Here is a 13378-nt window from a genome sequence, read left to right as displayed (position 1 = left end):
GGGCGCGCCCCTGCCTCGATCAGAGCAGGCCGCCCAGATGGAAGGCTTTGGTTTCAAGGTATTCCTCGATCCCGGCCTGGGCGCCTTCGCGCCCGAGCCCCGAGGTCTTGACGCCGCCGAAGGGCGAGACCTCGTGGCTGACCGCGCCGGTATTGAGCCCGACGAGCCCGAATTCGAGCGCCTCGCCGACCCGGAAGGCGCGGGCCAGATCGCGGGTGTAGAAATAGGCGGCCAGCCCGTAGGGCGTGCCATTGGCGATGGCCAGCGCCTCGGCCTCGGTCTTAAAGCGGAAGATGGGCGCCACCGGGCCGAAGGTTTCCTCCGAGGCCAGCCGCATCGCGGTCGTGGCGCCGGTCAGGACCACCGGATCGGCGAATTGCGGCGGCAGATCGCGGGCGGGCGTCGCGCGGGTTGCGCCCTTCGCCAGCGCGTCGGCCACATGGGCCTCGATCTTGGCGATGGCGGCGGCGTTGATCATCGGGCCGATCTGGGTGCCGTCCTCGGTGCCCGCCCCCACCTTCAGCGCCGCGACCCGGGCCGCCAGTTTCCCGACGAAGGCGTCGTGAATGCCCGCCTGCACGAGGATCCGGTTCGAACAGACGCAGGTCTGCCCGCCATTGCGGAATTTCGAGGCCATCGCGCCCTCGACCGCCGCGTCGAGATCGGCGTCGTCGAAGACGATGAAAGGCGCGTTGCCGCCCAGTTCCAGGCTGAGGCGTTTCACCGTGGGCGCGCATTGCTCCATCAGCAGAGACCCCACCCGGGTCGAGCCGGTGAAGGACAGCTTGCGCACGATGGGGGACCCGGTCAGCGTCGCGCCGATCTCTTCGGGGCGGCCGGTCAGAATGTTGATGACGCCCGCGGGGATGCCCGCGCGGTCTGCCAGAACCCCAAGCGCCAGCGCCGAATAGGGGGTGAAGTCCGAGGGCTTGATGACCACGGTGCAGCCTGCGGCCAGCGCCGGGGCGACCTTGCGGGTGATCATCGCGTTGGGGAAGTTCCAGGGCGTGATGATGGCGCAGACGCCCACGGGTTCCTTGAGGGTCAGGATGCGCTTGTCGGGCGTGGGCGAGGGGATGATGCCGCCATTGATCCGGCGCGCTTCTTCCGCGAACCAGCGCACGAAGCTGGCGCCATAGCGGATCTCGCCCAGGGCCTCGGCCAGCGGCTTGCCCTGCTCGGCGGTCAGGATCCGGGCCAGATCGACCTCATGGGCGCGCATCAGGTCGTACCAGGCCATCAGCAGATCGGCGCGTTCGGCATGGCTGCGGGCCTTCCAGGGTCCCATGGCGGCCGCGGCGGCGGCAATGGCGGCCTCGGTCTCGGCGGCGGTGCAATCGGGCATGTGGCCGATGGTGGCCCCCGTCGCGGGATCGGTCACCGCCATGTCGGCGCGGGCGGTCCACTGGCCGCCGATCAGCGCGGCCTCGCGGAAAAGTTCGGGATCGTTCAGGGTCATCTCAGGCCTCCAGCGCCGCCTTGACGGCTTGGGTGATCGCGGATGTGGAATGGCTGCCGGGCCGGGTGCCGATGCCTTGCGCCGTGGCGGCCTCGATGGCGGCAAGGATCGCGGCGGCGGCCTCGGCCTCGCCCAGATGATCGAGCATCATCGCCGCCGACCAGATCGCGGCAATGGGGTTGGCGATGTCCTTGCCCGCGATGTCGGGGGCCGAGCCGTGCACGGGCTCGAACATCGAGGGCGCGCTGCGGTCGGGGTTGATATTGGCCGAGGCCGCAAAGCCCAGGCCCCCCTGAATGGCCGCCCCCAGGTCGGTCAGGATGTCGCCGAAGAGGTTCGAGGCGACGATCACGTCAAGGCTTTCGGGCGCCATCACCATCCGCGCGGCCATCGCGTCGATATGCATGGGTTCGACGCTCACGTCCGGATAGTCGGCCGCGACCTCGCGTGTGACCTCGTCCCAGAAGACCATCGAATATTGCTGGGCGTTCGACTTCGTCACCGAGGTCAGGTGCCCGCGCCGCGCGCGCGCCTGTTCGAAGCCAAAGCGCAGGATGCGTTCGACGCCCATCCGGGTGAAGACCGAGGTCTGGATCGCGACCTCGCCGGGCGTGCCCTGATGTACGCGCCCGCCCGCGCCGGAATATTCGCCCTCGGTATTTTCGCGGATGCAGAGAATGTCGAAGCCTTCCGACCTCAGCGGCCCCTCGACGCCTTTCAGCAGCCGGTGCGGCCGGATATTGGCATATTGCGCGAAGGCCTTGCGGATCGGCAGCAAAAGCCCGTGCAGCGAGACGGAATCCGGCACCGTGGCGGGCCAGCCGACCGCGCCCAGATAGATCGCGTCGAAGCCGCGCAGCGTCTCGATCCCGTCCTCGGGCATCATCCGCCCCGTGGCCAGGTAGTGGTCGCAGGACCAGGGGAAGGTCTCGGTCGCCAGCGTGAAGCCGAAGCGCCGGGCGGCGGCGGTGGCGATCTCGATCGCGGCATCGGTCACGTCGACGCCGATTCCGTCGCCCGGGATCAGGGCGATCTTGTGATTGGTCATGGTCGTCTCCTGAAAAGCGCGGCTCAAAGGTCGATCAGAACGGATTTCTGGCGCCGGTTGGCCAGATAGGCCTCGCGGCCCAGATCCTTGCCGAGGCCCGAGGATTTCCAGCCCCCGGTGGGCAGGATATGGTCGCGCGACCGGCCATAGCGGTTGACCCAGACCGTGCCCGCCTCGATCGCGCGGGTCATCCGCAGCGCGCGCGACAGATCGCGGGTGAAGACCCCCGAACAGAGGCCATAGGTCGGATGGCGGGCCAGGGCCAGCGCCTCGTCCTCGGTCTTGAAGGTTTCGACCGTCAGCACCGGGCCGAAGATCTCTTCGGTGATGGCGGGCGAGTCCGCGCCAAGCCCGGTCAGGATGGTGGGCGCATAGAAGCTGCCCGGCCGGTCGAGCCGGTTGCCGCCGCACAGCACCTCGGCACCACCGGCCCGGGCGGCCTGCACGAGGCTGTCGATGCGCGACAACTGCGCCTCCGAGATGATCGGCGAATAGCCGGTGGCCGCCTCCCAGGTCGGGCCGGGAACGATCCCGGCCATCTTCGCGGCGATTTTCGCGGCCAGCTCTTCGGCCACGGAGGCTTCGGCGATCAGGCGCGATCCGGCGACGCAGACCTGCCCGGCATTGGCGGTGATGCCGCGCAGGATGCAGTCGGCGGCAAGGTCCAGATCGGCATCGGCAAAGACCAGTTGCGGCGACTTGCCGCCCAGTTCCAGCGTCATCGGCTTGATGCCGGTCCGGGCGATGTTCTCCATGATCGCGGCGCCCGCCCGGGTCGAGCCGGTGAACGACACCTTGGCGATGCCGGGATGGGCGACCAGCGCCGCGCCGGTGTTCGGCCCGTCGCCGAGCACGATGTTGATCAGCCCCTCGGGCAGGCCCGCGCGCACCGACAGCTCGGCCAGGCGCAGCGTCGAGAACGGCGTCATCTCGGAGGGTTTCAGTACCACCGCATTGCCCGCGGCCAGCGCCGGGCCAAGCTTCCAGCCCGCCATCGACAGCGGGAAGTTCCAGGGCGTGATGGCGCCGACCACGCCATAGGGTTCGGACGCGATCATCCCCATCCGCCCGGCGCCGGTCGGCACCAGGCTGCCGCCCTCCTTGTCGGCGAATTCGGCGAAAAAGCGGATCTGTTCGGCCAGGATCGCGACATCGCCCGGCACCGCCTCGGCAATCGGGCGGGACGAGGCCACGGCCTCGATCCGGGCCAGGTCCGCGGCCTCGGCCTCGATCAGATCGGCCCAGGCCTGCAGCGCCCGGACCCGGTCGCGCGGGGGCAGATCGCCCCAGCCCGAACGGCCGAGCGCTGAGCGGGCGGCCTCGACCGCGCGGTCGACGGTGTCCGCATCGGCCTGCGGGATCGCGCCAAGGATGCGGCCGTCCGAGGGCGCGCGGATCTCGATGGCGTCGGGGCCGGGCAGATAGCGCCCGCCGATGAAATGGCCCTCCGGCAGGGACAGGCGTGCCGGGTCGAAACTGAGCGACATGGCTCCTCCGCTGTGATCTTGGGCCGATCCTAGCCGATGGCCCCCCGTATCTTCCTGCCGAAGCGCCGGGGCGCGCAGCATATTCCGCTGTCAGCGCGGCCCGGATGGCAGGATCGTCTGCGATGGGGCGGGATCGGCCAGGCAGGCCGAGACCGGCAGCGGCCGCGCCGGGGCCTGGGCCCGCATCCGCCCCGCCTCGGCCGGAGCGATCCCGGTGGCGGCGGCCAGGATCTCGGTCACCGCGATCTGGCAATAGCGGCCCTGACAGCGGCCCATGCCCCCCCGCGACAGCGACTTGACCCGGTTGGCCTCGGCCCCGCCATGGGCGGCGCTTTCGCGCAGCGCGCCCGCGGTAATGCCCTCGCAGCGGCAGATGACGGCGCTGTCGGGCAGCGCCGCGACCCCGGCGGCGGGGTAGGGAAAGGCCCGCGCGAGGCCGGTTGCAAAGCGGTGCAGGCGCCTGAGGCGGCGCAGATCGGGGGCGGGGTGGGGCAGGCCCAGATCCTGAAGGCAGGCGATGGCGGCCAGCCGCCCGGCGATCTCGGCACCGTCGGCGCCAAGCAGGCAGAGCCCGTCGCCCGCGAGATAAAGCCCGGCACCCGCCCGGCCCATCGGGTCGGCCCCGGGCCGCCATTGCGACCAGAGCGGATCGTGGACAAGGCGCGCGCCCGCCAGTTCGGCCAGATGGGTTTCAGAGCGCAGATGCCAGCCAAGCGCGACTGCATCGCAAGGGGTCTCCCGCGCCCGTCCGCGCGCATCGCGCCAGTAGAGCGCGGTCGGGCCATCGCCATCGGCCTCGATCCGCTCAAGCGTGACGCCCGCGCGGTAAAGCCGCCCGAGCCGGGCCCGCATCGCCAGCCCCCGCAGCGTGACGACGGGCCGGGCCGCCAGCAGAGGCAGCGCCCGGGCCTGAGCCCCAAGCGGCGCGGTGTCGAGAACGGCGGCGACCCCGGCGCCGGCCGCCTGCAGCTGTGCCGCGACCAGCGTCAGAAGCGGCCCGCTTCCGGCCAGCACGATCCGCCGCCCCAGCGCCACGCCCTGGGCCTTCAGCGCGATCTGCGCGGCGCCAAGCGAAAAGACACCGGGCGCCTGCCAGCCGGGCACCGGGGCCAGCCGGTCGGTCGCGCCGGTCGCAAGGATCAGCCGGTCGAAGGGGCAGGGCAAAAGCCCGTCTGGCCCGAGGACATGCAGCACCCCGTCCCGGATCGCCACGACCGAGCTTTCGGGGCGATGGTCGATCCGGCCCTGGGCGACCAGCCCGTCGAAACAGCCGTGCAGCGCGACGGCCTTGGCGGCCTCGCTGCCATAAAGGCTGGTGGGCGGGCGGGTGAAGCCCTCGGGCGGGCGGCGGTAGATCTGGCCGCCCGCGCGCGGGGCCTCGTCGATCACGACAGGGCAAAGCCCGGCTTGGGCCAGCGTTTCGGCCGCGCGGATGCCCGCGGGGCCCGCACCGACGATGACGACCCTGGTCATGGCCAGCTTTCCGGCGGCTGCGACAGAAGCCGCATGCCCGGCGCGACCGGTGTCGAGCAGGCACGCAGACGCGGCCCGTCTTCCTGCCAGATCCAGCAATCCTGACAGGCGCCCATCAGGCAGAAGCCCGCGCGCCGTTCGGGGCCTGCATCGCCCGCGCGCAGGCTTCGCGCCGATGTCAGCACCGCCGTCAGAACCGTATCCCCCGCCAGCGCCTGACAGGGGCTGCCATCCAGCGTGAAGCGGACGGGCAGGCGGCCCTTTTCCGCAAGCCGGACGAGCCTGCCGGTCATTCAGCGGCCTCGGCGGCTTCGGCGCGGGGCCGGGGCAGCTCCGGAAAGCGGGTGCAGACGGCCTCGAACGCGGCCGCGACCCCTTCGGCGCCGGTGCGCCCCTCCATCCGCGCAAAGATCTCGGTCTTGGCGAAGAACCGCCAGTGGATCGGCAGCGCCGACAGGATCGCGGTCAGCGCGTCATAGGCCGCGGGCGTCCATTGCGCCTCGTAACCGTCGCGCTCGGGGCCGAAATGGAAATGGCCCGGCGCGGGCGTGGCGCGGGCGCGGAGTGCCGCCGTCGCGGGGCCGTCGACCGTGCCGTCGCGCAGCACGACGCCATAGTCCCGTTCGGCGGCCTTGGCCGAGACATAGCCGCGCGCCACATCCTCGGCCACCCGCCAGGGCTCGCGCGCCATCGGATCGCCGCGCCCGCCACCCCCGGCCGACCGGATCTCGAGCACGTCGCCCGGTTGCAGCACGGCGGTATCGACATTGCCCAGACGCCTCTCGTCCGGGGTGCCGGGATTGACGACCATATCGGACAGCCCCGCCGCCCGGCCTCCCAGCACGCCCCAGGGGCGAAAGAAGGACCGGTCGCGGTTGCGCGCGGTGATGCGGGTATCCGGGGCGAAGACGCGGAACGCCATCTCGGTCGCAAGCCCGCCGCGCCAGCGCCCCGGGCCGCCGGAATCGCGCGCGAGCCCGTATTTCACGAATTCGACCGGGGTTTCGGTTTCGGTGATCTCGATGGGCGTGTTTTTCAGGTAGGCCGCATCGGCGCCCGAGCCATTGGTGCCGTCGCGATGGGGCATGCCGCCGCCGCCGCCCACGACCGGGTTCACCGCCGCGATGACGGTCCGGCGGCTGCGGTCGTCCGTCGTCATCACATTGACGATGCAGTTATTGCCCGCCGGTGCTGCAGGCAGGCGGTCGGGCACCGCCTGCGAGAAGGCACCGAAGATCACCGATCTCAGCCGCGCGCAGGTCAGCGACCGCATGCCGACCGCGGCGGGGGCCACCGGGTTCAGCACCGTGCCCTCGGGCGCGATGCAGGTGAAGGGCCGGGTGAGCCCCGTGTTCAGCAGGATCTGCGGGTTCAGGGTGTAAAGGACGTAATAGACGCCCACCAAAAGCATCGTATGGCGCGGATCGCCGCCCGAAGGCACGTTCAGCGAACTGGCCAGTTGCGGATCGGACCCGGTGAAATCGAGGATGGCCTCGTCGCCCCGGATCGTGAGGCGCAGCTTCAGCCGGCAGGGATTGGCCTTTTCGGAATCCTCGTCGGCGTAGTCGGCGAACTCCCATGTCCCGTCGGGCATCGCCGCCAGAACCGCGCGGGCCTGCGCCTCGGCATGATCGAGAAGCCCCGCCACCCCGTCCAGAAACGCCGCCTTGCCGAACTTGGCGATCATCGCATGGACCTTGCGTTCGCCCGTGTTCAGCGCGCCGACCAGCGCCCTGATGTCGCCGATGTTCAGATCGGGCTTGCGCACGTTGGTCGACATTATCCGCAGGATCTGCGCGTCGAAGACGCCTTCGTTCACCAGCTTCATCGGCGGAAAGCGGAGGCCCTCCTGATGGATCTCGGTCAGCGCGCGCGACAGCGAGGCGGGCACGGCGCCGCCCATGTCGGTATTGTGGATATGCCCGCCCGACCAGGCGACGATCTCGCCATCCGCGAAGATCGGTTTCCACAGATGGGTGTCGGGGGCGTGGGTCGCGACATGGCCCGAATAGGGGTCGTTGGTGAAGGCCACATCGCCGGGGCGGTAGTCATCCACCATGTCGATGGCGCGGCCGTAGGTCAGCCCCGGATACCAGGTGGCACCCAGCTCCATCGGCACGGCAAAGGTCTGACCCGCGCGGTCCATCAGCATCACCGTGAAATCCTGCGTCTCTTTCACGAAGGCGGAATGGGCGGTGCGGTGCAGCGTATGGGCCATGTTCTCCGCCGCGGCACGGGCATGGTTCGCGAGAACCTGAAGGGTCATGCGATCAAACATCAGGCGCGCTCCTCGATCTGCAGATGAAGGTTCAGGTGGCGGTCGACACGGGCCCGCGCGCCGGGCGGGATCGCGACGGTGGTGTCTTCCTGGACGATGACGGCGGGGCCTTCGAACCCGGTGCCCGGGGTCAGATCGTCCCGCGAATAGAGCGTTACGTCTCGCAGGGCCCCGCCGGTGTGCACCCGCACGGTCTTCAATGGCGTCGCGGGGGCCACTGCGGCGTCGGCCTCTGGCAGGCTCAGCGCGGGACCGGCGCCGATGGCGGTCAGGCGCAGGTTGACCATCTCGACCGTGCCCGTCGGGTCGTCGAAATCGTAGATCCGGGCATGGGTCGCGTGAAAGGTTGCCGCGATGGCGCCCAGATCGCCCGCCTCGATCCAGGCGGGGTCGAGCGTCACCTCGATCTCGTAGCTTTGCCCGTGATAGCGCATGTCGGCCGACAGGATCAGATCGATCGCGCCGTCATGGCCCTGATCGGCCAGCCATTGGCGGCCCTCGGCGATCAGGTCGGTCAGCGAGGCCCGAAGGCTTGGCAGGACCTCGGGCGAGGGCAGGGCAAAGACCGTGCGGATGAAATCGCCCCTGAGATCGGCCACCAGCCCGCCCAGCGCCGAGACGACGCCGGGACGGCGCGGCGCCATCACATGCGAGATGCCCATTTCCTGCGCCAGGAACGCACCCAGCATCGGGCCGCCGCCGCCGAAGGGCATCAGGGTGAATTCGCGCAGGTCGACCCCCGCGCGCGAGGCCAGTTTCTCGACCTCGACGAACATCTCGGAAACCGCGATATCGAGGATCGCCTGCGCCGTTTCGGCCAGCGGCCGATCGAGGATCGCGGCCAGATCGCCCACCGCCGCGCGGGCCAGCGCGGGGTCCATGTCGAGCTGCCCATAGGCCATTTCCGCATGGCCAAGCCAGCCGCAGACGGCCATCGCATCGGTGACCGTCGCCTTGGTGCCGCCGCGCCCATAGCAGGCGGGGCCGGGGCTCGACCCGGCCGAGTCAGGCCCCACCCGCAGCACGCCGTGATCGTCGATCCAGGCGATGGACCCGCCGCCGATCCCGATCGAGCTGACCGAGACCGACGGAATGTGCAACGGAAACTCGCCCACCAGCTCGCCCGTGCCGAATTGCGCGGCGCCGTCGACGATCAGCGCGAAATCGGCCGAGGTGCCGCCGATATCGAGCGTCAGCACCTTGTCCTCGCCCGCCTGCCGCGCCAGCCAGGCGGCTCCGATCACCCCCGAGGCGGTGCCCGACAGCAGCATGTTCACGCAGGCGGTCTTGCCTTCTGCGGCGTTCATCACCCCGCCATTGGACTTGGTCAGAAGCGCGCGCGCGGGCACGCCGCGGGCGGCCAGACGGTCTTCGAGCGCGCCCAGATAGCCCGCGACGCGCGGGTGGACATAGCCGTTGAGGATTGCGGTCGTCGTGCGTTCGTATTCGCGGATCACCGGCCAGACCTCGGACGAGGTGAAGACGAAAAGGTCGGGCGCAAGCCGTTCGATTTCCGCCTTGATCGCGGTCTCCTGCGCGCCGTCGCGCCAGGCATGCAGCAGTGCCACGACGATGCCCTCGGCCCCCCGGGCGCGGGCCGTGGCGACGGCCCCGGCGACCGCGGCCATGTCCGGCGCGCGGGTTTCCCGCCCGTCGGCCCGCAGCCGCGCGGGAATGCCGAACACCATGTCGCGGGCGATCAGCTGATCGGGGCGCGCACAGAACAGCGAATACATGTCGGGCATCCTGAGGCGCGCCAGTTCGATCACGTCCTCGAAGCCCGCATTGGTCACAAGTGCGAGCCGCGCGCCCTTGCGCTGGATCACCGTGTTGATCCCGACCGTGGTGCCATGGACGAAGCGGGTGATGTCGGCGGGCGCCAGCCCCTCGCGCTCGGCCAGCAGGGTGAGGCCCGTCATCAGCTCGGCCCCCGGCTCGTCGGGCGTGGTCAGCACCTTCAGCGAGGCCACCCGGCCCGAGCGCGTCTCGAGCGCGCAGAAGTCGATGAAGGTGCCGCCGATATCGACGCCGACCTTCCAGTCGGCTGGCAAAGCGCCGCTTGCATCCATGGCCATCTGTCCCTTGCTGTGTCGGGCCGCAGGCTGGCACGAGGGCCGGGGCGCGGTCCAAGACGCATCCTGACCGGCGGCATAAGTTGGGCTTATGCCAAAAGCGTGGGCAGGGCGCGGCAGGTCTGGCGCAGATGGCCGCAAAGCCGGGTTTCGGCCTGCGACAGCGGGCGGTTGCGGGCCGACAGCAATGCCAGCGGCACGGTCGGGCTGGCCGCCAGCGGCCGCACGGCAATGCCCTGAAACTGTGCCCAGGGCAGCAGCGCATCGACAAGGGCCAGCCCAAGCCCCGCCTGCACGAAGCCCACGGCCGAGATCGAGACGTCGATTTCAAGACTGGGGGTCAGGGTCACGCCTCCGGTGCGGGCCGCGCGGGCCAGTTCTTCGGCGGGGCGGGTGTCGCTGCGATAGAAGATCAGCGGCGCCTCGGCCAGATCGGCAAGGCTCAGGCTGTGTTGCGCGGCCAGCGGATGGCCTGAAGGCAGAAGGCAGACAAAGCCAACGCGGCCCAGAACCTCGGCCGCGATATCGGGGGCATGGCGGTCGTCAAGCGCCAGCGCCAGCCCGGCATCGCCCTCGCGCAGCATTCGGATCATCGAGGCCAGCGGCGCGATGTGAGACCGCAGCAGGATCTCGGGGTGGCGCGCCCGGAAGGCGGCCAGCGCGCCGGGCAACACCGCCATTGCGGGCGGGGTCGAGGCAGCGATCCGCACCAGCCCGGCCCGGCCATGCCGCAGATCGGCGGTCTTGCGGCGCAGCCCTTCGAGATCGGCGAAGATCCGTTCGGCCTCGGGGAAGATCTCGATGGCCTCGGGCGTGGGATGCAGGCGGCCCTTGATCCGGTCGAACAGCCGAAAGCCCAGTTCGTCCTCGGTATGCAACAGGATCTGGCTGAGTGCCGGTTGCGAGATGTTCAGCATCCGCGCGGCGGCGGTGACGGTGCCCGCCCGCATGATGGCGGTAAAGACTTCCAGCTGGCGTGCGCGCATCGGCTTTCCATACGTTGGGCTTATAAGGCTATTCCGAACCCGTCTTTGACGCAAAGTCCCGTCGCCGCCAAGCTTGCAGATGGCAAAGACAGGTGGCGGCAGCATGGATGCACTGGTTCTGGGCGGCGGGCTGATGGGCACGGCCTCGGCCTTTTTCCTGGCCCGGCGCGGGGTTCGGGTGACGCTGGTCGAACGCGGCCGGATCGGCACTGGCGCAACAATTGCGTCCTTTGGCAATATCCGCCGGACCGGGCGCTACCTGCCGCAATTGCCGCTGGCCCATCGCGCCCGGGCGCTGTGGGGCGAGGCTGAGGCATTGCTGGGCCGCGATGTCGAGTTTCGGGCGACCGGCCATCTGCGGCTGATCTTCGACACCGACAGCCTGTCGGACATGCGCGCCTTTGCAAAGGCCGCCCGTCCCTGGGGGCTCGACCTTCAGGAACTGTCGCCGACAGAGATCCGCGCGCGCTTTCCGGGGGTCGGGCCCGAGGCCATCGCGGCCTCGTTCTCGCCCGAGGACGGGGCGGCCAATCCGCGTCTGATCGCGCCCGCCTTCGCCGCCGCCGCCCGCGCGCTGGGCGTGCGGATCGTCGAAGAGGCGGGGCGGGCCGAGATCCGCCAGACCGCCGCGGGCTTCGAGGTCGACACCGCGCAAGGCACCTTTGGCGCCGGGGTCCTGCTGAACGCGGCCGGGGCCTGGGGCGCCGGGATCGCGGCGCGGTTCGGTGAGCCGGTGCCGCTGACGGCCTTCGGCCCGCAGATGGGCGTGACCGAGCCGCTGCCGCACCGGGTGCTGCCGGTGGTCGGGATCTGGACCCGGGATGCGGGCCGGAACGGGTATCTGCGGCAGGTCGAGCGCGGCAACATCGTCTTCGGCGGTGCGGCCGAACGGGTGCCGGTGGCGCTTGACCCCGGCCATGCCCATGCCGATCCGGCGCGGCTGCCGGGACAGGTGCAGGCGCTCGTGCGACTTTTGCCTGCGCTGAGGGATGCCGCGATCATCCGCACCTGGTCGGGCTGCGAGGGCTATGTCGCTGACGGGTTGCCGGTGATAGGCGCCTCGACCACGACGCCGGGTCTTTTTCATGCCTTCGGCTTTTGCGGGCACGGCTTTCAGCTTGGCCCCGGGGTCGGCGACGCCATGGCCGAGCTGATCGCGACCGGGGCTTGCGCGACCCCGCTGGCCGAGTTCGGGATCGGGCGTTTCGTCCGATGACCGGCTCAGAAGTCCGACACCTTGCCCCATTGCGCGCGATCGAAGCGCGCCAGCCGGTATTGCGCGATTTCGGTGATCGGCGGGCGGCCCAGCAGGATGTCGGCCACCAGATGGCCAGCACCGGGGCCGATGCCGAAGCCATGCCCGGAAAACCCGGCCGCCAGCAACAGGCCCGGCACGCCGATCTCGCCATCGATGACCGGCACCCCGTCAGGCGTGCTGTCGATATAGCCCGCCCATTCGGCCTGTACCGGCAGCGCCTTCAGCGCAGGCAGCAGCCGGCGGGCGCGGGTCAGCGTCTCGGCGATCAGCTTCGGCGCCGGGCGCGGGTCGAGGATGCGGACCGTCTCCATCGGCGTGGGCGCGTCCATCGCCCAGCGGCGCCGGGTCTCGACGCCTGCGGCCCAGGCCTGGAACCCGCCCGGGGCCAGCGCCTGCCAGCGCTTGGCGAACATCGGCAGGAAGTGCCGCGCGCCCATCAGTGCGCCGGGCGTCGGGTCGAGACTGGCCTTGCCCGAGATCGCCAGCGTATGCCCGCCATCGCCGCGCCGGGTGACCGAGACGGCGGCGGTATGAAGCGCGGCGGGCAGATCGCCGCCGCCGGGCGCGAGCGACAGGATCGAGCTGCGGACCGAGGCCTGCGGAAAGCGCAGCCCAAGCTGGTGCAGGAAGCTCGCGGCCCAGGCGCCGCCCGCAAGCACCACCTGACGGGTGCGGATCACGCCCTTTTCGGTGATGACGCCGCTGACCGCGCCCGCCTCGCGCTCGATCCCGCGGGCGGCGCAGTTCTGCAGAACGGTGCCACCCAGCTTCGTCACGCCGGTTGCGATCATGGGGGCGGCACGGGCCGGGTCGGCGATGCCGTCGGTCGGCGACCAGACCCCGCCCGCCCAGGATTTCCCGGTCGCGGCGCCGCGCTCGGCGGCTTCGGCGGCGCTCAGCATCCGGGTATCGATGCCCGCGCCCCGGGCAAAGCGGCCCCAGTCGGCCCAGCCCTCGATTTCGGCAGGGTCGTTGGAGAGATAGAGAAGCCCAGAGCGGCGGAAGCCGAGATCGACGCCGGTTTCGACGGTCATGCGCTCCCACAGCTCGAGGCTTCTGGTGGCCAGCGGCAGTTCGCGCGCGTCGCGGTTCTGCTGGCGGCACCAGCCCCAGTTGCGCGAGGACTGTTCGGCGCCGACCAGTCCCTTTTCCAGCAGCACGACCTTCTGTCCGGCCGCGGCCAGCCAATAGGCGGCCGACACGCCCACGATGCCTGCGCCGATGACGACGCAATCGGCGGATTCGGGCAGGATATCGGGGGTTTCGATCCGGTGAAGGGGCGCGGGCATGAGGGGACTCCGGTCTGTTCGGGGCCGA

General features: G+C 70.5%; 10 protein-coding genes. 1 reads left to right on the top strand and 9 read right to left on the bottom strand.

The genetic code is table 11. The features are described from left to right. Window positions 1-19: 19 nt before the first annotated feature. The 8 genes from DSD19_RS20935 to DSD19_RS20900 all read right to left on the bottom strand — a co-directional run bounded on the left by DSD19_RS20935 (window position 20) and on the right by DSD19_RS20900 (window position 10803). Window positions 20-1459, bottom strand: coding sequence for an NAD-dependent succinate-semialdehyde dehydrogenase (locus DSD19_RS20935; RefSeq protein ID WP_113670978.1), 1440 nt, complete (start codon window positions 1457-1459; stop codon window positions 20-22). 1 nt (window position 1460) lies between these two features. Next, the gene (locus DSD19_RS20930) at window positions 1461-2507 is read right to left on the bottom strand and encodes a tartrate dehydrogenase (RefSeq protein WP_113670977.1); all 1047 of its coding nucleotides are present in this window, start codon (window positions 2505-2507) and stop codon (window positions 1461-1463) included. A gap of 23 nt (window positions 2508-2530) precedes the next feature. Then, window positions 2531-3994, bottom strand: coding sequence for an aldehyde dehydrogenase (locus tag DSD19_RS20925; RefSeq protein ID WP_113670976.1), 1464 nt, complete (start codon window positions 3992-3994; stop codon window positions 2531-2533). 90 nt (window positions 3995-4084) lie between these two features. Then, window positions 4085-5467: an FAD/NAD(P)-binding oxidoreductase gene (locus DSD19_RS20920; RefSeq protein WP_113670975.1), complete on the bottom strand. Its 1383-nt coding sequence runs from the start codon at window positions 5465-5467 to the stop codon at window positions 4085-4087. After that, window positions 5464-5760: a (2Fe-2S)-binding protein gene (locus DSD19_RS20915; RefSeq protein ID WP_075784531.1), complete on the bottom strand. Its 297-nt coding sequence runs from the start codon at window positions 5758-5760 to the stop codon at window positions 5464-5466. Before DSD19_RS20915 ends, DSD19_RS20920 begins: the two co-directional genes overlap by 4 nt. Continuing rightward, window positions 5757-7745, bottom strand: coding sequence for a hydantoinase B/oxoprolinase family protein (locus tag DSD19_RS20910; RefSeq protein WP_075784530.1), 1989 nt, complete (start codon window positions 7743-7745; stop codon window positions 5757-5759). Before DSD19_RS20910 ends, DSD19_RS20915 begins: the two co-directional genes overlap by 4 nt. After that, a complete protein-coding gene (locus DSD19_RS20905) occupies window positions 7745-9814 on the bottom strand; it encodes a hydantoinase/oxoprolinase family protein (protein ID WP_243628188.1) in 2070 nt (689 codons plus the stop codon). The genes DSD19_RS20910 and DSD19_RS20905 overlap by 1 nt, the downstream gene beginning before the upstream one ends. Before the next feature lie 92 nt (window positions 9815-9906). Next, window positions 9907-10803, bottom strand: a complete 897-nt coding sequence (locus DSD19_RS20900) for a LysR family transcriptional regulator (protein WP_113670973.1) — start codon at window positions 10801-10803, stop codon at window positions 9907-9909. A gap of 79 nt (window positions 10804-10882) precedes the next feature. Between DSD19_RS20900 and DSD19_RS20895 the strand changes: the two genes are divergently transcribed. Next, window positions 10883-12019, top strand: coding sequence for an FAD-binding oxidoreductase (locus tag DSD19_RS20895; RefSeq protein ID WP_243628187.1), 1137 nt, complete (start codon window positions 10883-10885; stop codon window positions 12017-12019). A gap of 5 nt (window positions 12020-12024) precedes the next feature. Here DSD19_RS20895 and DSD19_RS20890 read toward each other — a convergent pair whose 3' ends face one another. Further along, on the bottom strand, window positions 12025-13350 hold the full coding sequence (locus DSD19_RS20890; protein WP_075784526.1) for an FAD-binding oxidoreductase: 1326 nt from the start codon (window positions 13348-13350) through the stop codon (window positions 12025-12027). Window positions 13351-13378 lie beyond the last annotated feature (28 nt).

It is taken from the genome of Rhodovulum sp. BSW8, from assembly GCF_003314725.1.
In the GTDB taxonomy this organism is placed as follows: Bacteria; Pseudomonadota; Alphaproteobacteria; order Rhodobacterales; family Rhodobacteraceae; genus Rhodovulum; species Rhodovulum visakhapatnamense.
Note: the sequence above shows the minus strand (reverse complement) of the source record. Positions and strands in the feature narration are given on the sequence as shown.

Bases quoted from the DNA above. Each gene is read 5' to 3' on its own strand.
- DSD19_RS20930 (WP_113670977.1), bottom strand. From the start codon at position 2,507: ATGACCAATCACAAGATCGCCCTGATCCCGGGCGACGGAATCGGCGTC.
- DSD19_RS20915 (WP_075784531.1), bottom strand. From the start codon at position 5,760: ATGACCGGCAGGCTCGTCCGGCTTGCGGAAAAGGGCCGCCTGCCCGTC.
- DSD19_RS20905 (WP_243628188.1), bottom strand. From the start codon at position 9,814: ATGGATGCAAGCGGCGCTTTGCCAGCCGACTGGAAGGTCGGCGTCGAT.
- DSD19_RS20920 (WP_113670975.1), bottom strand. From the start codon at position 5,467: ATGACCAGGGTCGTCATCGTCGGTGCGGGCCCCGCGGGCATCCGCGCG.
- DSD19_RS20925 (WP_113670976.1), bottom strand. From the start codon at position 3,994: ATGTCGCTCAGTTTCGACCCGGCACGCCTGTCCCTGCCGGAGGGCCAT.
- DSD19_RS20895 (WP_243628187.1), top strand. From the start codon at position 10,883: ATGGCAAAGACAGGTGGCGGCAGCATGGATGCACTGGTTCTGGGCGGC.
- DSD19_RS20910 (WP_075784530.1), bottom strand. From the start codon at position 7,745: ATGTTTGATCGCATGACCCTTCAGGTTCTCGCGAACCATGCCCGTGCC.
- DSD19_RS20900 (WP_113670973.1), bottom strand. From the start codon at position 10,803: ATGCGCGCACGCCAGCTGGAAGTCTTTACCGCCATCATGCGGGCGGGC.
- DSD19_RS20890 (WP_075784526.1), bottom strand. From the start codon at position 13,350: ATGCCCGCGCCCCTTCACCGGATCGAAACCCCCGATATCCTGCCCGAA.
- DSD19_RS20935 (WP_113670978.1), bottom strand. From the start codon at position 1,459: ATGACCCTGAACGATCCCGAACTTTTCCGCGAGGCCGCGCTGATCGGC.